At 68.0% G+C, this 21,706-nt stretch carries 15 protein-coding genes and 3 rRNA genes; 6 read left to right on the top strand and 12 right to left on the bottom strand.

The window, feature by feature from the left end:
- Positions 1–63: 63 nt before the first annotated feature.
- The 3 genes from DEJ34_RS05760 to DEJ34_RS05750 form a co-directional block, all read right to left on the bottom strand.
- The gene (locus tag DEJ34_RS05760; protein WP_110911754.1) at positions 64–510 is read right to left on the bottom strand and encodes a hypothetical protein; all 447 of its coding nucleotides are present in this window, start codon (positions 508–510) and stop codon (positions 64–66) included.
- A 4-nt stretch (positions 511–514) separates the two neighbouring features.
- Entirely contained in the window at positions 515–790 is a 276-nt protein-coding gene (locus DEJ34_RS05755) for a hypothetical protein (protein ID WP_110911753.1), read from the bottom strand.
- 343 nt (positions 791–1,133) lie between these two features.
- A complete protein-coding gene (locus tag DEJ34_RS05750) occupies positions 1,134–1,349 on the bottom strand; it encodes a DUF1653 domain-containing protein (protein WP_181422271.1) in 216 nt (71 codons plus the stop codon).
- A gap of 104 nt (positions 1,350–1,453) precedes the next feature.
- Between DEJ34_RS05750 and DEJ34_RS05745 the strand changes: the two genes are divergently transcribed.
- Positions 1,454–3,964 carry an AAA family ATPase gene (locus DEJ34_RS05745; RefSeq protein ID WP_110911752.1) on the top strand — a complete coding sequence of 837 codons (2,511 nt, stop codon included), beginning with the start codon at positions 1,454–1,456 and terminating at the stop codon, positions 3,962–3,964.
- Between the two features lie 236 nt (positions 3,965–4,200).
- Positions 4,201–4,443, top strand: coding sequence for a PDDEXK family nuclease (locus DEJ34_RS05740; RefSeq protein WP_258368381.1), 243 nt, complete (start codon positions 4,201–4,203; stop codon positions 4,441–4,443).
- A 287-nt stretch (positions 4,444–4,730) separates the two neighbouring features.
- On the opposite strand, the gene DEJ34_RS05735 is transcribed toward DEJ34_RS05740, so the two are convergent.
- The 7 genes from DEJ34_RS05735 to DEJ34_RS05705 all read right to left on the bottom strand — a co-directional run bounded on the left by DEJ34_RS05735 (position 4,731) and on the right by DEJ34_RS05705 (position 15,032).
- A complete protein-coding gene (locus DEJ34_RS05735; protein ID WP_110911751.1) occupies positions 4,731–5,663 on the bottom strand; it encodes an NADP-dependent oxidoreductase in 933 nt (310 codons plus the stop codon).
- A gap of 124 nt (positions 5,664–5,787) precedes the next feature.
- Positions 5,788–5,904 (bottom strand): 5S ribosomal RNA (gene rrf, locus DEJ34_RS05730).
- Positions 5,905–6,044: 140 nt separating this feature from the next.
- A 23S ribosomal RNA gene (locus DEJ34_RS05725) occupies positions 6,045–9,172 on the bottom strand.
- Positions 9,173–9,645: 473 nt separating this feature from the next.
- Positions 9,646–11,167, bottom strand: a 16S ribosomal RNA gene (locus DEJ34_RS05720).
- Together the 16S, 23S and 5S rRNA genes form the textbook arrangement of a ribosomal RNA operon.
- Positions 11,168–11,694: 527 nt before the next feature.
- Positions 11,695–12,936 (bottom strand): dual-specificity RNA methyltransferase RlmN, encoded by a 1,242-nt coding sequence (gene rlmN / locus DEJ34_RS05715; RefSeq protein ID WP_110823926.1) that lies wholly within the window; start codon positions 12,934–12,936, stop codon positions 11,695–11,697.
- Between the two features lie 82 nt (positions 12,937–13,018).
- Entirely contained in the window at positions 13,019–13,933 is a 915-nt protein-coding gene (locus tag DEJ34_RS05710) for a C40 family peptidase (RefSeq protein WP_181420711.1), read from the bottom strand.
- 334 nt (positions 13,934–14,267) lie between these two features.
- Positions 14,268–15,032 (bottom strand): pyridoxamine 5'-phosphate oxidase family protein, encoded by a 765-nt coding sequence (locus DEJ34_RS05705; protein ID WP_110911613.1) that lies wholly within the window; start codon positions 15,030–15,032, stop codon positions 14,268–14,270.
- A gap of 57 nt (positions 15,033–15,089) precedes the next feature.
- Between DEJ34_RS05705 and pdxR the strand changes: the two genes are divergently transcribed.
- A complete protein-coding gene (pdxR, locus tag DEJ34_RS05700; protein WP_110911612.1) occupies positions 15,090–16,574 on the top strand; it encodes a MocR-like pyridoxine biosynthesis transcription factor PdxR in 1,485 nt (494 codons plus the stop codon).
- 51 nt (positions 16,575–16,625) lie between these two features.
- Here the strand turns inward: pdxR and DEJ34_RS05695 are convergent, their stop codons facing one another.
- On the bottom strand, positions 16,626–16,799 hold the full coding sequence (locus tag DEJ34_RS05695) for a hypothetical protein (RefSeq protein WP_181419389.1): 174 nt from the start codon (positions 16,797–16,799) through the stop codon (positions 16,626–16,628).
- A gap of 258 nt (positions 16,800–17,057) precedes the next feature.
- Entirely contained in the window at positions 17,058–18,248 is a 1,191-nt protein-coding gene (rimK, locus tag DEJ34_RS05690; RefSeq protein ID WP_110823921.1) for a 30S ribosomal protein S6--L-glutamate ligase, read from the bottom strand.
- Between the two features lie 18 nt (positions 18,249–18,266).
- Between rimK and DEJ34_RS05685 the strand changes: the two genes are divergently transcribed.
- From DEJ34_RS05685 to DEJ34_RS05675, 3 genes are all read left to right on the top strand, one after another.
- A complete protein-coding gene (locus DEJ34_RS05685) occupies positions 18,267–18,767 on the top strand; it encodes an ATP-dependent zinc protease family protein (protein ID WP_110911611.1) in 501 nt (166 codons plus the stop codon).
- Positions 18,768–18,896: 129 nt separating this feature from the next.
- The gene (locus tag DEJ34_RS05680) at positions 18,897–19,958 is read left to right on the top strand and encodes a LacI family DNA-binding transcriptional regulator (protein WP_220032826.1); all 1,062 of its coding nucleotides are present in this window, start codon (positions 18,897–18,899) and stop codon (positions 19,956–19,958) included.
- A gap of 37 nt (positions 19,959–19,995) precedes the next feature.
- The gene (locus DEJ34_RS05675) at positions 19,996–21,660 is read left to right on the top strand and encodes an FAD-dependent oxidoreductase (protein ID WP_110911610.1); all 1,665 of its coding nucleotides are present in this window, start codon (positions 19,996–19,998) and stop codon (positions 21,658–21,660) included.
- Positions 21,661–21,706 lie beyond the last annotated feature (46 nt).

The raw sequence follows: 21,706 nt of genomic DNA, 5'->3' as shown, positions 1-21,706 counted from the left end.
CGCGGCACCGGCGCGCACCGCGCCTCCCGTCCGTTCCATCCCCGGCCCACGCGGTGGTCCGGGTCAACCCCCACCGTCACCACGCTCCTCGCGCGCCCATCGGTCGAGGAGCGGTTCCGCGCACTTGAACAGGAGGGCACCGATGCTGGCGGCCAGCAACGCAGACCATCCGCTGGCCAGGATCGGCAGGAGCAGCAACCACAGGAAGGCGAGCGACGTGGCCTCCGCTGCGAGGGCCCCTGCCCAGCGGTAGCTGCCGAACGGCCTCCTCGAAACCCGTTCGAGCGGGCCTCCGAACCAGATCGTCACCACCACTGTGACCATCAACCATCCCGCGACCAGAACCGGTGACACTCCCGCTCGGAGTCCGCCGAGGTCGGGGATGAGCGCCACCGAAGCCACACCGATCACCAACGGCGCGGTGACGACGAAGACCGAGGCCCCGAGGAACGCGATGAGGACCAGTTTCCCGCCGGAGCCGAGCGGCGGAAGGGATGACTTCGGGTCCATCGGTTCAGAGCCCGAGGAAAACGACGATCCAATGCGCTGTGGCCGCGGCTACGTCTGCGGGGACACCGGCGTGGACGAGCGCGGTGACGACCGCCGCTTGCTGGAACTGCTCGAGGTCCTCGACGACCCCGATGATCTTGCTCACGTACGGACGGATCGCTGCGGGCACCTTGTTGATGCCGTAACGGAGCACCTGCAGGAGCGCCTTCTTCGCCAGAGTCGACCAGATGTTGCGCTCACCGCCGCTGGCAGTGGCGGTGGCGGTGCTCCGCTCAGCCATTGCTCGTGAGGCTGACGCTCCTGCCGTGTCTCCGACGGCTTCCGCCTGCCGAGCAAGGGCACTCCACTCCACCGAGCTCAAGCCGTGGGATTGTGCAGCGCGGTCGGACGAGCTCGGCACGCCGTACGTGGGCGTGCTGGCCGCCGTCGCCGCGACGGGCTGGCAGACAAGGCTCGTGACGAGTCCGACGCCGACGGCTGTGAGCGTGATCTGCTTCTTCATGAGGTCCTTTCCTGCGGGCACTTCCCGCTGGAACTGATACTCCACATGACAGACGGTGCCTGCTAGTCCTCATTTCTGCGGACCCTCGTCGGGTACGCTCCGCGAGTCCCATCTCCGATCGCTACCCGACCGGCACGAACCGCGGCCCCTCGTACCCATCACGCGAGACGTGCGCCGTGAAGTCCGTCAGGGACCGCACCCAGTGCCCCCGCTCCCCGTACAGCGCCTGGTACACGACCACCGGCTCCTCGGTCTCCACGTCCTTCGGGACGAGCACGACCTCGTACTCCCCACCCTTGAAGTGGCGGTACCGGCCGGGCATCACGTCGCTGCTCATGCCCCCGATGGTAGGGCGACCCGACCCGACCCGACCCGACTCGACTCGACTCGACCAGGCCTGCCCCATCACCGCGCCGCTCGAACCCGCCTAGGCTCGAACGGATGCCCGCACCCCGCACGACCCGCACCTCGACCACCGCTCCCGACGAGATCGCGGTCCTCGACGCCGCTGCCGGCCCCGAAGTCACCGCCCGTCCCGGCGCCACCGCCGGTCCCGACGGCACCGCGCCCGACGGCTTCATCCGCGTCCGCGGCGCCCGCGAGAACAACCTCCGCGACGTCGACGTCGACATCCCCCGCGACCGCATCGTCGCCTTCACGGGCATCTCCGGCTCCGGCAAGTCGAGCCTCGCGTTCGGCACGGTCTTCGCCGAGGCCCAGCGCCGCTTCCTCGAGTCCGTCGCCCCCTACGCCCGCCGCCTCATCGCGCAGGGCTCGACCCCGCACGTCGACTTGATCACGGGCCTCCCGCCGGCAGTCGCCCTGCAGCAGCGCCGCGGTGCCCCGAGTTCCCGGTCGACGGTCGGCACCCTCACGACGTTGAGCAACTCGACGCGCATGCTCTACTCGCGTGCCGGCACGTACCCGGAGGGCGCGGACCAGCTGTACTCGGACTCGTTCTCCCCGAACACGGTCGCCGGCGCCTGCCCGCGCTGCCACGGCCTCGGCGTCGCCCACGAGGTGACCGAGGCCTCCGCTGTCCGCGACCCGTCGCTGAGCATCCGCGACGGCGCGATCACGGCGTGGCCGGGTGCGTGGCAGGGAAAGAACCTCCGCGATGTCACGGCCGGCCTCGGCTACGACATCGAACGGCCGTGGCGGGAGCTCCCGCAGGAGGACCGCGACTGGCTCCTCTTCACCGAGGAGCAGCCCGTCGTCGAGGTCACCCCGAAACGTGACCGCGTCGCGAAGCCGTACAAGGGCCGGTTCTGGAGCGCCCGCCAGTTCGTGCTGCACACCCTCGCCGATTCGCAGAGCGAGACGCAGCGGAACAAGGTCCTGCAGTTCGTCGAGTCCGGCCCGTGTTCGCTCTGCGGCGGCACGGGTCTCACGCGCGCTGCACTCGCGGTGACGTTCGGCGGCCGGACGATCGCCGAGCTGAACGCGCTGCCGCTGTCCGGCGTCGCCGAGGTCCTCCGTCCGGTCGCCGAGCTCACCGACGCCACGGCGGCCACGTCCCGCACGTCATCCGGTGAACGGACCGAGGTCGCGGTCACCATAGCGCGCGACCTCCTCGGCCGGGTCGAGGTCCTCACCGGCCTCGGCCTCGGCTACCTCAGCCTCGACCGCGCCACCCCGACGCTCTCCCCCGGTGAGATGCAGCGCCTCCGCATCGCCACACAGCTGCGGAGCGGCCTCTTCGGTGTCGTCTACGTCCTCGACGAGCCGAGCGCGGGCCTCCACCCGGCCGACGCCGAACCGCTCGTCCAGGTGCTCGAGGACCTCCGCGCCAGCGGCAACAGCGTCTTCGTCGTCGAGCACGACATGCGCATCGTCCGCCGAGCCGACTGGATCGTCGACGTCGGCCCCGGTGCCGGCTCCGCCGGCGGCACCGTCCTCTACAGCGGCCCGGTCGACGGCCTGGCCGACGTCGAGGCGTCCGTCACCCGCCGCTTCCTGCAGCCACGTGCCTCCGGCCTGGAGGCCCGCCCTCCTCGACAACGGTTCGGCACCCTGGAACTGCGGGGCGTGACGCAGCACAACCTCCGGGACCTCGACGTCGACGTGCCGCTCGGCGTCCTCACCGCCGTCACCGGAGTGTCTGGGTCGGGCAAGTCGTCGCTGGTGGGTGGCGTCCTCGCGAACCGTGCCGCCGAGCACCCGCAGATCAGCCGCGTGGTCGAGGTCGACCAGAAGCCGATCGGCCGCACGCCCCGCTCGAACCTCGCCACTTACACGGGCTTGTTCGACGCGGTCCGTGCCGCGTTCGCCGCGACCGACGACGCGAAGGCCCGCGGGTGGACGGCCGGCCGGTTCTCGTTCAACGTCGTCGGCGGCCGGTGCGAGGTGTGCCAGGGAGAGGGCTCGGTGTCGGTCGAGCTGCTGTTCCTGCCGGGCAGTTGGGCGCCGTGCCCGGAGTGCCACGGCTCCCGCTACAACGACGAGACGCTCGAGGTCCGCCTCGACGGCGTGACGATCGCCGACGTCCTCGGCATGACCGTGGACGAGGCGGCACCGTTCCTCGCCGACCTCCCCGCCGCCGCACGTGCCTTGAACGCCCTGCAGCAGGTCGGCCTCGGCTACCTCCGACTCGGGCAGCCCGCACCGGAGTTGTCCGGCGGCGAGGCGCAGCGCATCAAGCTCGCGACCGAGCTGCAGCGCGCCCGTTCCGGCCACACGCTGTACCTGCTCGACGAGCCGACCACGGGCCTCCACCCGGCCGACGTCGAGCGCCTCACCGAGCAGCTGTCCCGCTTGACCGACGCGGGCAACACGGTCGTCGTGGTCGAGCACGCGATGTCCGTCGTCGCTGCCGCCGACCACGTGATCGACATGGGGCCGTCCGGCGGCGATGCGGGCGGTCAGGTCGTCGCGTCGGGCACGCCCGCCGAGGTCGCTGCTTCCCCGTCGAGCCGCACCGCGCCGTACCTCCGCGCCGAACTCGAGGGCTGACCGCCGGAGTCCTCCACAGATCGCATGGAGTCTTCCCGAGGGGCACCACTCGCTCGGTACCGTCGCGGCATGCAGCACTGGGACGCCGACGAGGAGCGCAGCCGCCACATGGCCCGGTTCGGACGCCGTGACACCGCGCCGGAACTCGCCCTGCGCCGCACCCTCCACGCCCGCGGCCGTCGGTTCTTCGTCGACAGCCGGATCAGCGTCCGGACACACGAGCGCGTGCTGACCTCGTGTTCCCCCGTGCCCGCGTCGCGGTGTTCGTGGACGGCTGCTTCTGGCACTGGTGCGAGGAGCACGCACACGTGCCGAAGGCGAACGCCGAGTTGTGGCGCACGAAGCTGCTCGCGAACCGGCAGCGTGACGCCTGGCACGACGCCGTCCTCCGCAGCGAGGGCTGGAGGGTCATCCGCGTCTGGGAACACGACGACGTCCAGACGGCCGCGGACACGATCGAGGCCGTACTCGACCGCTGACACCGGATCACAGGCGGTGGTCGACAGCGGCCACCACACCCCTGCCCGGTTGTCAGCCCGCAGCGGCGAACGCCTTCCGGGCCCCGGTCGCGTCCTCCGCCGGCGGCCGCCCGTACGCCTCCCGGTAGTCCCGCGAGAGATGCGACGCTCCGGCATGCAGGGTGCGACGCTCGACGTCGACGGCGGCATAGCGGCGACCCGCCTCCGCTGACGCGCGACGAACGGACGGGAGGCCCGGCACCAGCTGGTACCGGGCCTCCGTGCGTCATGCGGTCACCGCAGCTGCGTCACCAAGTGAGGACGAAGCGACCCCGCGTCCCGCCGGCTTCGAGGCGTTCGTGTGCCTCCGGGGCACGCTCCGCCGGCAGGACCTCGGCCACCCGGGGCACGATCGTGCCGCTCTCAACGCCGTGGCGCAGCCGCTCGAGCTTGTCGAAGGACCGGTACTCACTGAACACGGACACCCGCTCGAACCGGATGCCGGGTGCGCCGTTGCCCTCCCAACCGCGGACGTCGACGAACACACCACCCTCGCGGATGGCCGGGACGACGGTGTCGCGCTGCAGGGCGCAGTCGAACAGGGCGTCGACCCCCTCGGGCACGACGGCTCGGACGGAGGCAGCGAAGTCGTCCCCGCGCGGCACGATGTGGTCCGGCCCGAGCGAACGGACGAGCGCCTGGTCCTTCTCGGAGCTGTCCGCGATCACGGTGATGCCGGCGGCCTTCGCGAGCTGCACGACGTAGTTGCCGAGGAGTCCGGCGGCGCCGGTCACGGCGAGTGTCTGGCCCCGCTCGAGCCCGGCGAGCTCGAGCATCTGGATGGCGGTGAGCCCGTTCATCGGCACGGTGGATGCTGCCTCGATCGTGGTCCCGCGCGGGATCCGCGTGAACGACCCGACCGGGGCGACGAGGTACTCGACGTACGCACCGCTGTGTCCGGTGAGCGGGAGGGCGACCGCCATGACCTCGTCACCGACGGACCACCCCTCGACGTCCGGTCCCACCTCGTCGATGACGCCCGCGGCATCCATCCCGGGCACGTACGGAGCCGTGGCCTTCGAGCTGTCGCGTTCCCCCGCCCGCACCCCCGTGTCCGTGGGGTTGATCGCAAACGCCCGGACGGCGATGCGGACCGAACCGGCACCGGCGTGCACCTCGGGCACTTCATGGACGGCGAGGGCTCCAGGCCCTCCGAACGTTTCAACTCCGACGACCTTCATGTCTCCGGTCTACCCGGACCATGACACCGCTTGTTCAGCCGGCGTGGGAACGCGAAAGAGCCCCTGACCGGGATGAGCATTACGGCTCACCCCGGTCAGGGGCTCGATCGTTCTGTGAAAAGAAGTCCGGCGGCGTCCTACTCTCCCACAAGGTCCCCCTTGCAGTACCATCGGCGCTGAGAGGCTTAGCTTCCGGGTTCGGAATGTGACCGGGCGTTTCCCTCTCGCTATGACCACCGGAACAATTTCGACACTCCAACAAGGAAGCTTCGAAACCATTCCGCGCATGCGCGGTGTTCAGTTTCAGTTGTTCCCGATCGTCTGTCGGGAACCACAAAGTGGACGCGAGCCCCACACCCGTGAAGGTGTGGGTAAAAAGTGTGTGTCAAGTCTTCGGCTTATTAGTACCGGTCAGCTCCACGGGTCGTTAGTCCCCGCTTCCACATCCGGCCTATCAACCCAGTAGTCTGCTGGGAGCCTCTCACACTCAAGGTGCATGGAAATCTCATCTCGAAGACGGCTTCCCGCTTAGATGCTTTCAGCGGTTATCCGGTCCGAACGTAGCTAATCAGCGGTGCCCTTGGCAGAACAACTGACACACCAGAGGTTCGTCCATCCCGGTCCTCTCGTACTAGGGATAGATCTTCTCAAATTTCCAACGCGCGCAGCGGATAGGGACCGAACTGTCTCACGACGTTCTAAACCCAGCTCGCGTACCGCTTTAATGGGCGAACAGCCCAACCCTTGGGACCTACTCCAGCCCCAGGATGCGACGAGCCGACATCGAGGTGCCAAACCATGCCGTCGATATGGACTCTTGGGCAAGATCAGCCTGTTATCCCCGAGGTACCTTTTATCCGTTGAGCGACAGCGCTTCCACAAGCCACTGCCGGATCACTAGTCCCGACTTTCGTCCCTGCTCGACCTGTCAGTCTCACAGTCAAGCTCCCTTGTGCACTTACACTCGCCACCTGATTGCCAACCAGGTTGAGGGAACCTTTGGGCGCCTCCGTTACTCTTTGGGAGGCAACCGCCCCAGTTAAACTACCCATCAGGCACTGTCCATGAACCCGATCAGGGTCCTACGTTAGACATCCAAAGTGACCAGAGTGGTATTTCAACAATGACTCCACGAACACTAGCGTGCCCGCTTCACAGTCTCCCACCTATCCTACACAAGCCACTCCGAACACCAATACCAAACTATAGTAAAGGTCACGGGGTCTTTCCGTCCTGCTGCGCGTAACGAGCATCTTTACTCGTAGTGCAATTTCGCCGAGTTCGCGGTTGAGACAGCTGGGAAGTCGTTACGCCATTCGTGCAGGTCGGAACTTACCCGACAAGGAATTTCGCTACCTTAGGATGGTTATAGTTACCACCGCCGTTTACTGGGGCTTAAATTCAGAGCTTCGCCGTGAGGCTGACCCTTCCTCTTAACCTTCCAGCACCGGGCAGGCGTCAGTCCGTATACATCGTCTTGCGACTTCGCACGGACCTGTGTTTTTAGTAAACAGTCGCTTCCCACTGGTCTCTGCGGCCTTCAACGCTCACGGAGTGAATCCGGTCACGTGTCCGGCCCCCCTTCTCCCGAAGTTACGGGGGCATTTTGCCGAGTTCCTTAACCACGATTATCTCGATCTCCTTGGTATTCTCTACCTGACCACCTGAGTCGGTTTCGGGTACGGGCGGCTGCAACCTCGCGTCGATGCTTTTCTCGGCAGCATAGGATCACTGATTTCCCCTGACGGGTACGCGTCGGATCTCAGGCGTACAGACGACGGATTTGCCTATCGTCAGCCCTACATCCTTACACCAGGTTCACCTTACGGATACCATCGCCTGGCTCAGCTACCTTCCTGCGTCACACCTGTTCATACGCTAACCGCACCAGCATGGGGTCGAGCGTTAGACCGGCCCGTCTCACCCCGAAGGGATCAACAAGTGCCGGGTTAGGACTCTTAGCACCACTGGATTAGCTTGGGCGGTTGTTCGCCGGTACGGGAATATCAACCCGTTGTCCATCGACTACGCCTGTCGGCCTCGCCTTAGGTCCCGACTTACCCAGGGCGGATTAACCTGGCCCTGGAACCCTTGGTCTTTCGGAGGACGGGTTTCTCACCCGTCTTTCGCTACTCATGCCTGCATTCTCACTCGTGTGGCGTCCACGGCTGGATCACTCCGCCGCTTCACTCGCCACACGACGCTCTCCTACCACTCCGCACGACTGAACCACGAAGGCTTGTCTATGTGCGAAATCTACAACTTCGGCGGTGTGCTTGAGCCCCGTTACATTGTCGGCGCGGAATCACTTGACCAGTGAGCTATTACGCACTCTTTCAAGGGTGGCTGCTTCTAAGCCAACCTCCTGGTTGTCTGTGCAACTCCACATCCTTTCCCACTTAGCACACGCTTAGGGGCCTTAGTTGGTAGTCTGGGTTGTTTCCCTCTCGACGATGAAGCTTATCCCCCACCGTCTCACTGCTGCGCTCTCACTCACCGGCATTCGGAGTTTGGCTGACGTCAGTAACCTGTTGAGGCCCATCGGCCATCCAGTAGCTCTACCTCCGGCGAGAAACACGCAACGCTGCACCTAAATGCATTTCGGAGAGAACCAGCTATCACGAAGTTTGATTGGCCTTTCACCCCTATCCACAGCTCATCCCCTCCATTTTCAACTGAAGTGGGTTCGGTCCTCCACGACGTCTTACCGTCGCTTCAACCTGGCCATGGATAGATCACTTCGCTTCGGGTCTAGGACATGCGACTGAATCGCCCTATTCAGACTCGCTTTCGCTACGGCTACCCCACACGGGTTAACCTCGCCACATATCGCTAACTCGCAGGCTCATTCTTCAAAAGGCACGCCGTCACCCCTACAAAGGAGGCTCCGACGGTTTGTAAGCAAACGGTTTCAGGTACTATTTCACTCCCCTCCCGGGGTACTTTTCACCTTTCCCTCACGGTACTTGTCCGCTATCGGTCATCTGGGAGTATTTAGGCTTATCAGGTGGTCCTGACAGATTCACACGGGATTTCTCGGGCCCCGTGCTACTTGGGATACACATCCGGCCATAACACCATTTCGTCTACGGGGCTGGCACCCACTACGGCCCGGCTTTCAAACCGGTTCGACTATGATGCGCTGTAACCGTCCCAGTCCGGCAGAACTGAGCGACGTGTCCCACAACCCCGACCATGCAACGCCCGCCGGCTATCACACATGATCGGTTTAGCCTCATCCGTTTTCGCTCGCCACTACTCACGGAATCACATGTTGTTTTCTCTTCCTGTGGGTACTGAGATGTTTCACTTCCCCACGTTCCCTCTACCCGCCCTATATATTCAGGCGGGAGTCACCAGGTCGACAAGTCGCCTGGCGGGGTTTCCCCATTCGGAAATCCTCGGCTCACAGCTCGATTATCAGCTCCCCGAGGCTTATCGCAGATTTCTACGTCCTTCTTCGGCTCCAGATGCCAAGGCATCCACCGTTTGCTCTTAGAAACTTGACCACAAAGATTAAAATTGCGATCCAACGCCATGTTTCACGCCAACCCGAAAGCCGACGATCATCGATGACGCGAATCTAAAGATGCTCGCGTCCACTGTGTAGTTCTCAACATACGATCGGCACCACACTCCACCAGACACAACGCCTAGCCTCATGCAGCCCACCGAAGGACCTTGCGGCCCAACCCCCAACCACCGAACCCGCCTCCAAAAGAGACAACCCGACGATCAGGAAGCCTGGTCCCTCAGGACCCAACAACGTGCACCAGCCAACCCGCTTCCCCCCGACCCGTTCCAACCCAGACACCTCACAAAGAGACACCCGAGCGTACTGAGACCAGAAGACGCGCTCCCGACTGCACTGTCAATGTTCCACCCATGAGCTACCCGTCGGACACGTTCGGTCCGAACCGGGCGCCTGGACCAGCAACCAACCCACCACGACGGTGAGCAGCACTGACCAGATGCTCCTTAGAAAGGAGGTGATCCAGCCGCACCTTCCGGTACGGCTACCTTGTTACGACTTAGTCCTAATCACCGATCCCACCTTCGACGGCTCCTTCCACAAGGGTTAGGCCACCGGCTTCGGGTGTTACCGACTTTCATGACTTGACGGGCGGTGTGTACAAGGCCCGGGAACGTATTCACCGCAGCGTTGCTGATCTGCGATTACTAGCGACTCCGACTTCATGAGGTCGAGTTGCAGACCTCAATCCGAACTGAGACCGGCTTTTTGGGATTCGCTCCACCTTACGGTATCGCAGCCCTTTGTACCGGCCATTGTAGCATGCGTGAAGCCCAAGACATAAGGGGCATGATGATTTGACGTCATCCCCACCTTCCTCCGAGTTGACCCCGGCAGTCTCCTATGAGTCCCCGGCATAACCCGCTGGCAACATAGAACGAGGGTTGCGCTCGTTGCGGGACTTAACCCAACATCTCACGACACGAGCTGACGACAACCATGCACCACCTGTACACCGACCACAAGGGGGCGACCATCTCTGGCCGTTTCCGGTGTATGTCAAGCCTTGGTAAGGTTCTTCGCGTTGCATCGAATTAATCCGCATGCTCCGCCGCTTGTGCGGGCCCCCGTCAATTCCTTTGAGTTTTAGCCTTGCGGCCGTACTCCCCAGGCGGGGCGCTTAATGCGTTAGCTACGACACAGAAACCGTGGAAAGGTCCCTACATCTAGCGCCCAACGTTTACGGCATGGACTACCAGGGTATCTAATCCTGTTCGCTCCCCATGCTTTCGCTCCTCAGCGTCAGTTACGGCCCAGAGATCTGCCTTCGCCATCGGTGTTCCTCCTGATATCTGCGCATTCCACCGCTACACCAGGAATTCCAATCTCCCCTACCGCACTCTAGTCTGCCCGTACCCACTGCAAGCCCGAGGTTGAGCCTCGGGATTTCACAGCAGACGCGACAAACCGCCTACGAGCTCTTTACGCCCAATAATTCCGGACAACGCTTGCACCCTACGTATTACCGCGGCTGCTGGCACGTAGTTAGCCGGTGCTTTTTCTGCAGGTACCGTCACTTTCGCTTCTTCCCTACTAAAAGAGGTTTACAACCCGAAGGCCGTCATCCCTCACGCGGCGTTGCTGCATCAGGCTTTCGCCCATTGTGCAATATTCCCCACTGCTGCCTCCCGTAGGAGTCTGGGCCGTGTCTCAGTCCCAGTGTGGCCGGTCACCCTCTCAGGCCGGCTACCCGTCGTCGCCTTGGTGAGCCATTACCTCACCAACAAGCTGATAGGCCGCGAGTCCATCCCCAACCAAAAAATCTTTCCACCACCAGGCCATGCGACCAGTAGTCATATCCAGTATTAGACGTCGTTTCCAACGCTTATCCCAGAGTCAGGGGCAGGTTACTCACGTGTTACTCACCCGTTCGCCACTAATCACAGGAGCAAGCTCCTGATCATCGTTCGACTTGCATGTGTTAAGCACGCCGCCAGCGTTCGTCCTGAGCCAGGATCAAACTCTCCGTAAAAAATTACAACCAACACCGAAGTGCCAGCGAGTTGATCTTGACTGTTGACTGTCTACTGACAATCTTCAATCCAAAAGGAATTGCATCATGACCCGACCGGAAAAACCGACCAGGCACGAGGTCAATAAAATTGGCATTGACAATGTGCACGCTGTTGAGTTCTCAAGGACCAGACGCACTCCCCACTCCACACCACCAGGATGCTTCGCCAGAGAGGCTGGCTCGTTGCCCGGGGAAGATCGGAGCCAGACTGCATCTCCCAGGTCGTTGACCCGGTCAGTGTCTCGGCCGTTCCGTTCTCCGCCTCAGCGGCAACGAGTGATTACTTTACGCACGGGTGAACGGGAGCGCCAAGCCAGCTCGACGCCCGGGCGTGTCGTGCCTGCTCCCCTGCTGTGCCGGGCCACGGGCGCCGTGCGTGATCGCGACCACCGACCGTCCCTGGGAACGACGGAAGGCGCAGTGCGTATCCGCACCGCGCCTCCTGTCAGAGCCGTCGTCCAGCTGCCGTGGCCGTCTGCCGGCCGTCAGTCGGCTGCGGCCAGCTGGCCGCACGCGCCGTCGATCTCCTTGCCGCGGGTGTCGCGGAGGGTGGTCGGGATCCCGGCGGCGTTGAGTCGGCGGACGAACTCGTCCTGCACGTGCACCTCGGACGAGGTCCACACGGACCCGGGCGTCGGGTTGAGCGGGATCGGGTTGACGTGCACCCAGCCCTTGCCGCGCTTGTTGAGCTTCTCCGCCAACAGGTCGGCACGCCAGGCGTGGTCGTTCATGTCCTTGATGAGGGCGTACTCGATCGAGACACGACGGCCGGTCTTCACGTAGTAGTTGTGGGCGGCGTCGATCGCCTCGTCGGCCTTCCACTTCGAGTTCACCGGGATGAGCTCGTCGCGGAGTTCGTCGTCGGGCGCGTGCAGCGAGAGCGCGAAGGTCACGGGGATGTCCTCCTCCGCGAGCTTCAGGATCGCCGGCACCAACCCCACGGTCGAGATCGTGATGCCGCGCGCGCTCATGCCGAGGCCGTTCGGCTGCGGCGCGACCATGATGCGCACGGCGTCCATCACCCGCTTGTAGTTCGCGAGCGGCTCCCCCATGCCCATGAACACGATGTTCGTCACGCGCTCGGCGTCGACGCGGTCCTTCCCGCCCTTGCGGGGGTCGCCACCGAGTTCACCGGCCGCGATGGCCTCGTTCGCCCGGACGATCTGCTCGATGATCTCGGCCGTCGACATGTTCCGCGTCAGGCCCGCCTGGCCGGTCGCGCAGAACGGGCAGTTCATCCCGCAGCCGGCCTGCGACGAGACACAGAGCGTGATCCGGCCCGGGTACCGCATGAGCACCGACTCCACCAGGGCCCCGTCGTGCAGCTTCCAGAGGAACTTGATCGTGTCGCCCTTGTCCGTCTCGAGACGACGGGTCTCGGTGAGCAGGGGCGGGAGCATCCCGGCGACGAGTTCCTCGCGCTGGGCAGCCGGCAGGTCGGTCATCTTCGCCGGGTCGGACGTGTAGTGCGTGAAGTAGTGGGTCGCGAGCTGCTTGGCGCGGAACCCGGGCAGGCCGAGCTCCTTCACCTTCGCCTCGCGCTCCTCGACCGTCATGTCGGCCAGGTGCACGGGCGGCTTGCCCCGCTTCGGAGACGCGAACTGCAGCAGGGGTCGCCCGTCGGACCCCGTCGCCTGCTTCCAGCCCTCGGTGCGCGGGCGCACCTGCGGGCGGACGGAGCGTGCTGCGCTCTGCTCCTCGAACGGTGTGCGGGTGTCGGTGGCCATCACTCCAGCTTACGGGAGGCCCGCAACCCTTCGCGAGTCCGCCCACCGATCTCCTGTGGCACCGTTGTACCGACCCCGGTGGTCAGGACCCTGCGGGCAGCAGTCGGGCGAAGTGGTGCGGCATCGAGTACATGGGGACGATGTCGACGACCTCGCCCGGGTGCGGTGCCTGGAGCACGAGTCCCTGCCCGAGGTACAGGCCGACGTGGTCCTCGTTGTCGAAGACCACCATGTCCCCCGGTGCTGCCTCGGACTCCGGGACGGTCGTCGCGACGGCGTCCTGCGTGGGGACGTAGTGCGCGAGCTGGATGCCGACCGCCTGGTACGCCACCATCGTCAGGCCCGAGCAGTCGATGCCCGCGTGGCTGGCCCCGCCCTCGAGGTACGGGTCGCCGAGGTACTGCAGCGCCGTCTGCAGCACCGTCGCGCGGTCTCCACCCGGCGAGAGCGCCGCGGACAGGGCGGCCTGCGCTTGCGCTTCGGTGACGCCGAAGCGGAGGACCAGGGTCGGGTACGACACGACCGACGTCGTCGTGACGCCGTCGGAGGAGATGATCGGGACCTCGACGTCGTGGGCGACGGTGTAGGTCTGCAGCTCCTGGGACGTCGTCGTGGTGGCGGTCGGTGCCGGTGCCGCCGTCGCGGTGTCGGCCGGGATCGACAGGGACAGGGTCGAGGTGATCGCCAGGGCCGGCGCGATGAGCAGGGCGGCACGCTTGGCGGTCGCGGCACGACGGACGTGGCGCGGGTCCGCCGCGCGTTCGGCGCGGAGCGCTGCCGACCGCGAGCGCGCGGTACCGGCCGACGCAGTACCGGCCGTCGCGGTGCCGGCCGACGCGGTGTCGGCCGACGCGGCCTCAGCCAGCGGGGCGACGGCGGCGCGGGCGGTGCTGGACGGCCCGAGGGCCACGACGCGGGCCGGTCGCTCGTGCGCCACGAAGGTGCTGCGGGCAAGGACGGGGCCGGCCGCGGCACGGCGGCCGCGTGCCCGACTCATCGGGGCGGAGGCCCTCGGCCCTGCGACCCTCGCTGCGGGAGCGGTGGCGCGGGAGACGGGGGCGTTGGACGCCGGCGCAACAGGAGCGGTGGCACCGGCGGCGCGGGCGCTCGGAGCGGGGACGCTGGGTGCGGCGGCAGGTCCGGACCGGCGGTCGTCGTCCCGTGCGGGCAGTGCGTGGCGTCCCATGGTTCCTTCCGGGTCTGGACCGCCCCTCGTGCGACGACCCGGGGAGATAACGTATTGGTCACGAACCTGATCCCGGCTGGAGAACCTCGGGGAGTTCCTGCGGTCCGTCACAGACACGCGGTACCGGTCCCGGCCGCTCCCGAGGTCAGGCCCGACCGCCGCCGGAGGCGGGCGACGGGGCGGAGGCGGGCGACGGGGCGGAGGCGAGTCGGGCCTCCCGGCAGTCGGCGGCTCCCGCGAGTCGCGCGGCGAGCGCGACCACGGACGGGTCGGGCGCCGTGGCCGCGGCGGCGGCGAGCGCTCCCGGGACCGGCGCTCCGGCCCGGAGGGCGACCGGCAGGACGCCCGCCCAGACGCGGTGGTCCTCGCCGTCGTCCGGCGCCTCGCCGACGCCGGCCGCCCGGACCTTGACGCTCGCGGCGTCGAGCGGGAGCTGCAGGACCTGGGTCTGCCGGACCTCCTTCGCGGTCATCTCGCGCACCTCGGCGCGGCGGCCGGGCATGAGGTGGTCGGCGACCTGTCGGAGCGCCTCGGCCCGCAGCTCGGTCGGGACCACGGTCGCGCGGCCGACGACCATCGCGCTGCGGTAGTTCGCCGAGCTGTCGAAGGTCGAGCGGGCGAAGACGATGCCGTCCAGGTGCGTGATGGTCGCCGAGACGGGGACGCCCTCCTCCCCGGCGTCGAGGAACAGTCCGCCGCCCGTGGAGCCGTGCAGGAGCAGGACCGGGCCGGCGCCGAGGTCGCCGACGCCGTACAGGTACGGCAGCACGATCGGGAAGCCGTCGCGGACCAGGCCGACGTGAGCGACGAACCCCTCGGCGAGGACCGCGGAGAGCACGGCGGGATCGGTTTGCTGCCGGTCGCGGAGACGGCGGACGGTGAGCGAGGGCATGGCGTCGGGAGCGGGCATGCCCCGACGTTAGGGTCAGGACTGGACCAGCGAGTAGACCAGATCGGGGTGTGCGGGATGGACCAGTCGAGCAAGGTGTCGGTGGTCGTCGCACGGGTGCGGTCCCTGGTGCACGACGGGACCCTCCGGGCCGGGGACCCGCTGCCGTCGACGCGGGTGCTGGCCGCCGAACTCGGGGTCGCCCGGGGCACGGTCGTCGCGGCCTACGACCAACTCGACGGCGAGGGCTACATCCGGACCCGGCCGGGTGCGGCAGCGCGGGTCGTCGCGGGATCCGGAGTCCCCGGACCGTCGCCCGGACGAGCGTCGGTGCACCTGCACGCCGTGGTCCCCGGGGACACAGGCGACCCCGTCGGCCTCGCCGACCCTTCCCACCCCGGCGACCCTTCCGACCCCGACGACCCCGGCAACTCCGGCGACCCTGGCGACCGCGCCGTCGTCGACTGCCGCCCGGGCATCCCCGCCGTCACCGCGATCAGTGACCGGGACTGGCGGGCTGCCTGGCGTGCGGCGGCGGACGCACCGCTCCGCAACGCGCTGTCCGACCCCGCGGGCCTCACCGCGCTCCGCGAGCAACTCGTCGCGCAACTCGGGCTGGCGCGCGGCTTCACCCCGTCGGTCGCGCAGGTCATCGTCGCCGCCGGGACGTCCGAGGCGCTGTCCCTCGTCGCCGAGGCACTCCGGGCACGCCTGGGCCGCGCTCCGCGCATCGCCGTCGAGGACCCCGGCTACCGTTCCGGCCACCGCGCCCTGACGAGCGCCGGCGCGGAGGTCGTTCCCGTGCCCGTCGGAGCGGACGGCATCGACCTGACCGTGCTCGCCCGGACTCCCGTCGACGCGGTGCTCGTCTCCCCCACCCACCAGTACCCGCTCGGTTCGGTCATGCCGGTCGGACAGCGGCGAGCGCTGCTCGCGCACGCGGCGACGACGGGGACGGTCGTGCTCGAGGACGACTACGACTCCGAGTTCCGGCACCGGGGCAACCCGGTCCCGGCCCTCGCCGCGCTCGACACCGACGGCGTGGTCGTGCACCTGGGTGGGTTCTCGAAGACCCTCGACCCACGGCTCCGCTGCGCGTACGTCGTCGTCCCGTCCGGAGCGGTGGGCGCGGCGGTCCTCGCCGCCCGCACGGCCCGGGGCGCGGTGGTCGCCGAGCCGGTGCAGGTCGCGCTCGCGCACCTGCTGCGCACCGGCGCCTTCCGTCGGCACCTCGGTCGGGTCCGGCGGGACTACACGCACCGGCGCGAACGGATCGCGGTCCGGCTCACCACGAGCGGGGTCCCCGGCCTGGAGGCACGGGCCCTCACCGGCGGTCTGCACGCGGTGCTGACGTGGCCGGGTCCGGCGACCGGCGCTGCCGTGCTCGCCCGCGCTGCCGTGGAGGGCGTCCTGGTGGCCGACCTCGCCGACTACGAGACGGTGCGGGGACGGTCCGGGAACGGGGTCGTGCTCGGGTACGGCGCCGTGACGCTGCCGGAACTGGACCGGGCACTCGACGTCGTGCTCGCGGCGGTCCGGGCGACGAGGGCCGACCCCGGCTGACGTCCAGACGTGGTGTGCCCGACGCCGCGCCCGGCTGCCGTCCCGGTGCCGTCAGCGCTGTCGGGCTCGGTCCGCCGGGGTCCGTCCGTTGCGCCAGACGTCGTCGATCGACGGCACTGGCACGTCGGCCGGGACCGCCCAGCCACGCCGGGCGGCCTTGCGGGCAGATCGGTAGGTGGTGACGTGGATCGGCTCGACGTCGCGGTTCGATTCGTACTTCGTCATGGCGTGCTCCCTGTTCACGGTGCCCACCATCCGGTCGGCCGTCCTCCCGGACGGATCACGGATCGCGGGTCACGAGACGAATGCTCTTCCGTCCGGACGCTACGCGGCGCCGCTCGCACCGGGACCGCTCGTCCGGGGTGCCCGCGTCATCCGGACGAGGGCCCACGGGTGAACGATCCGGAGCGGCAGGCGGCGGCGGAGGCCGTCCTGCTGTGGTGACCCGGGCCTCCCGGCGGGCCGGTCGGCTGGCTGGGGCGGTCAGCCGTCGGACAGGGCGTCCTTCGGGAGCTTCCGCAGCTTCGTGCGACGGCGACGACGGTCCGGGACCATCGACCGCATCTCCTCGAGCTTGCCGAAGCACAGCAGCCGGTCACCGGGCTCGAGGACGACGCCGCTCCGCGGGTTCGGGATCACCGCGGTGCCACGGTGCAGTGTGAGCACCGTGATGTCGCGGTCCCAGAGACCCGAGTCCTTGATCGTCTTGCCGACGAGGTCCGCGTTCGTGTGCACGAGCAGTTCGGCGACGCCGTACCCGGTCGAGACGCTGAGGCGCTGGCGGACGTCGATCTCCGGGAACGCCACCTGGTTCGCGATGTAGTCGATGACCGCACCGGCGACGTCGAGCCCGGTGGCACGCTCGATGCCCTCGAGGCCCGGGGAAGAGTTGACCTCCATGACGAGCGGGCCGTCGTTGCCCTCGAGCATGTCCACGCCCGCGATCCGCAAGCCCATGATCTGGGCGGAGCGGACCGCGGCCTCCTCGTACTCGGGCGTCAGCGTGACCTGTTCGACGGTGCCGCCGCGGTGCACGTTCGACCGGAACTCGTCCCCGGAGGCGCTCCGGCGCATGGCGGCGACGACGCGGTCACCGACGACGAGGGCGCGGATGTCCTTCCCGCGGCTCTCGGCGATGAAGCGCTGGATGAGGACGTTCTGCTTCGTCGAGTGCAGGGTCTCGACGATCGACTCCGCGACCTTGGCCTCGGGCGCGAGGATGACGCCGATGCCCTGCGTGCCCTCGAGCAGCTTGATGACGACCGGGGCGCCCCCGACCCGCTCGATCGCGCCGCGGACGTCCGCCCGGCTGTTGACGAACGTCGTCGCCGGCATGCCGATGTCGTGGCGGGACAGGATCTGGTTCGCCCGGAGCTTGTCACGCGAGTTCGTGATGCCGTTCGCCGTGTTCGGCGTGTACACGTCCATCTGCTCGAACTGCCGCACCACCGCGGTGCCGTAGTACGTGATCGAGTTGCCGATGCGCGGCAGGACGGCGTCGTAGTCGGACAGCAGCTTGCCGCGGTACTGCAGGTCGGGCTGCTCGCCGGTCAGGTCGATCGCGAAGCGGAGGGTGTTCAACACCTTGACGGTGTGACCGCGCTCGGCGGCGGCGGTGCGGAGGCGCTGCGTCGAGTACGCGTGCGGAGCGCGCGACAGGATGGCGAGTTTCATCACTGCCAAGATAGGGGCATGGCCGACTCCGCGAAGCGCTCCGACAGCGCCCGGGCGGCGTCCCGCGTGCCGATCGTCGCGGGGTGGCGCGAGTGGGCGGCCCTGCCCGACATCGGCGTCCCGTGGATCAAGGTCAAGCTCGACACCGGGGCAAGGAGTTCGGCACTGCACGCCTTCGACATCGAGGAGCTGCCCGGCGGACGGGTCCGGTTCTCGGTGCACCCGTGGCAGGACTCCGACGCGGATCCCCAGACGGTCGAGTGCGACGTCCATGACCGCCGGGTGATCCGCAGCTCGAGCGGCCACGCCCAGGAGCGCATCGTCGTGCTCATGTCGATCGAGCTCGCCGGGCGGACCGTCCTGTCGGAGACGACGCTGAGCAACCGTGACCAGATGGGCTTCCGGATGCTCGTCGGGCGCGAGGCGCTGCGGCAGGGGTTCGTCGTCGACCCGGCGCGGTCGTTCATGGCCGGACGGGCGCCGAAGGCCGTGCGGCGGCGCAACCGCGGACGGACCTGACGACCCTTCGGGCCGTCGCGGACTGACCGCGATCGATCCTTTTTCCACTGCTCATACGTATGAGCTCTTTTTCTGTCCTACGGTCGTACGCACCACCTCGACGACGAGACCGATCGGAGCGCAGACCGCATGAGCACGACCACGCGCGTCACCCAGCGGATGATCGCCGACATGGCCGGCGTCAGCCAGTCCACCGTTTCGCTCGTGCTCAACGGCAAGGCGGACGAGGCCCGCCGGATCCCCGCCGCCACCCGGGACCGCGTGCTCGAGGTCATCCGTGAGACCACCTACGTCGCGAACCCGGTCGCCCGCAGCCTCGTCGGCGCAGCCACCGGACTGATCGGGGTCTTCACCTACGAGCCGGCGTTCCCCAACCGCTCGTCCGACTTCTACACGCCGTTGCTCACGGGAATCGAGAGCGCCGCCGAGGGCGTCGGAGCCGATCTGCTGCTCTTCACGAGCACCCCCGTCGTCGACGGTCGCCGCCGTCTCTTCCACGAGTCGAACCGCCTCCGGCTCGCGGACGGTTGCATCCTGCTCGGTCGGGAGATGGACCCGGACGAACTCGAACGGCTGCTCGACTCCACGTACCCGTTCGTCGCGATCGGGCGGCGCGAGGCCGCAGACGGCCGCGTGCCCTACGTCGGCGTCGACTACGTCAGTGCGACGCACGCCCTCGCCGTCCGCGCACTCGAGCTCGGGCACCGGCGCTTCGGCCTCCTCCGGCTGCCGCAGACCGCCGAGTCCAGCCGTGACCGCCGGGCAGGCATCGTCGCAGCCGCCGCCTCGGGTAGCGCCACCGTCGCCGAGGCCGAGGTGACCCCGAACCGGACCGTGACAGACGCCTGGGCGTCGATCCGGCCCTCCCAGCCGAGCGTCGTGTTCGTCGAGGACCCGGCCGACGCGCACGAGCTGCACGCCCGGCTCGCCGCGGACGGCGTCGCCGTCCCCGAGGACCTGTCGGTGGTCGTGCTCGGCGAGCACAACCGAGCCGCCGACGGCCCCGCCGACTTCACACGCCTGCGCGCTCCCCGCACCGAACTCGGCGCACGCGCGGTCCGGGCGCTCACCGACGTCCTGGAGGCGCGCCGCGCGGCCCCTGCACCGAGCACGTCCGCCGGACCGCCGGTCCAGGAACTCCTCGACTGCAGCCTCGTGCGCGGCGCCACTCTCGTCGCGCCCGCGGTCTGACGCCTCCCGACCACACCCTCGACCACCCAGGAGCACCATGTCCAACACCACCCCCGACCGCCCGTCCGAGACCGTCGCGACGCTCCGCGCCGACGTCGTGATCGTCGGCGGCGGCCTCGGTGGCGTCGCCGCAGCGATCGCCGTCTGCCGCTCCGGTCGCACCGCGGTGCTCACCGAGGAGACCGACTGGTTGGGCGGCCAGCTCACCAACCAGGCGGTGCCGCCGGACGAGCACCCGTGGGTCGAGCAGTTCGGCGTCACCGCGAGCTACCGCGCGCTGCGGGACGGCATCCGCGACCACTACCGCCGCGTCTACCCACTCCGGCAGGAGGCCGCAGCACTGCCCGACCTCAACCCGGGTGCCGGCCGGGTCAGCAAGCTGTGCCACGAGCCCCGCGTCGCGGTCGCGGTCATCGACGAGCTCCTGCAGCCGTACCGGAGCGCAGGTCGGCTGACGGTCCTGCTCGAGCAGCGGCCGGTTGCGGCCGGCAGCGACGGCGACCGGTGCACGGACGTGACGGTCCTGGGCGCGGACGGCCGCCGCACGCGGCTCGAGGGCGCGTTCGTCCTCGACGCGACCGAGACGGGCGAGGTCCTGCCGCTGGCGGGCGTGGAGCACGTGGTCGGCGCGGAGGCCCGCAGCGAGCACGACGAACCCCACGCGCCCGAGACGGCCGAGCCCGGCAACCAGCAGGGCATCACGTTCTGCTTCGCCGTCTCGCACCACGAGGGCGAGGACCACACCATCGAGCGTCCGGCGATGTACGACTTCTGGCGCTCCTACCAGCCGGACTTCTGGCCGGCGCCGCTCCTCGGGTTCCTGGCGCCCGACCCGCGCACGCTCGAGGCGCACCCGCGGACGTTCGAACCGAACCCGGACACCGACCCGCTCGCGGTGAGCGCCGACCAGAGCGCGGACGCCGGCGACAAGGAGCTGTGGGGCTTCCGCCGGATCCTCGCCCGCAAGCTGTTCACCGAGGGCGCCTTCGACTCCGACATCTGCCTGGTGAACTGGCCGCTCAACGACTACTGGCTCAAGCCGCTCATCGGCGCGGGCGAGGACCTCGCCGCCGACGCCGCGACCGCGGAGCAGGCCGTGCACGAGGCGCGCCAGCTCTCGCTCTCCGTCCTGTTCTGGCTGCAGACCGAGGCGCCCCGCGCCGACGGCGGCACCGGGTTCCCGGGGCTCAGGCTCCGCGGCGACGTCACCGGCGGTGCCGACGGGCTCGCGAAGGCACCGTACATCCGCGAGTCCCGGCGCATCCGGGCCGTCACCACGATCCGCGAGCAGGACGTCGCGGCCGAGATCGTCGGCGTCACCGGCCGCACCCGCTACCGGGACTCGGTGGGCGTCGGCAGCTACCGGCTCGACCTGCACCCGTCGACCGGCGGTGACAACTACGTCGACGTCCCGAGCGTGCCGTTCGAGATCCCGCTCGGTGCCCTCGTGCCGCAGCGGGTCCGGAACGTGCTGCCGGCCGGCAAGGACCTCGGCACCACGCACATCACGAACGGCTGCTACCGGCTGCACCCCGTCGAGTGGAACGTCGGCGAGGTCGCCGGCGCCCTGGCGGTGCACTGCATCGAGCACGACCTCGACCCGCAGGACGTCCAGTCGGACGACGAGCGGTTCGCCGTGTTCGCCGCCGAGCTCGACCGCGCCGGTGTCGAGCGGCGCTGGCCCGAGGTCCAGGGCTACTGAGCCGACCGGAGCGGGGGCGCGCGACGCCCCTGCTCCCCCGGCACCC

The sequence above is a fragment of the Curtobacterium sp. MCPF17_050 genome (assembly GCF_003224435.2).
Classification (GTDB): domain Bacteria; phylum Actinomycetota; class Actinomycetes; order Actinomycetales; family Microbacteriaceae; genus Curtobacterium.
Note: the sequence above shows the minus strand (reverse complement) of the source record. Positions and strands in the feature narration are given on the sequence as shown.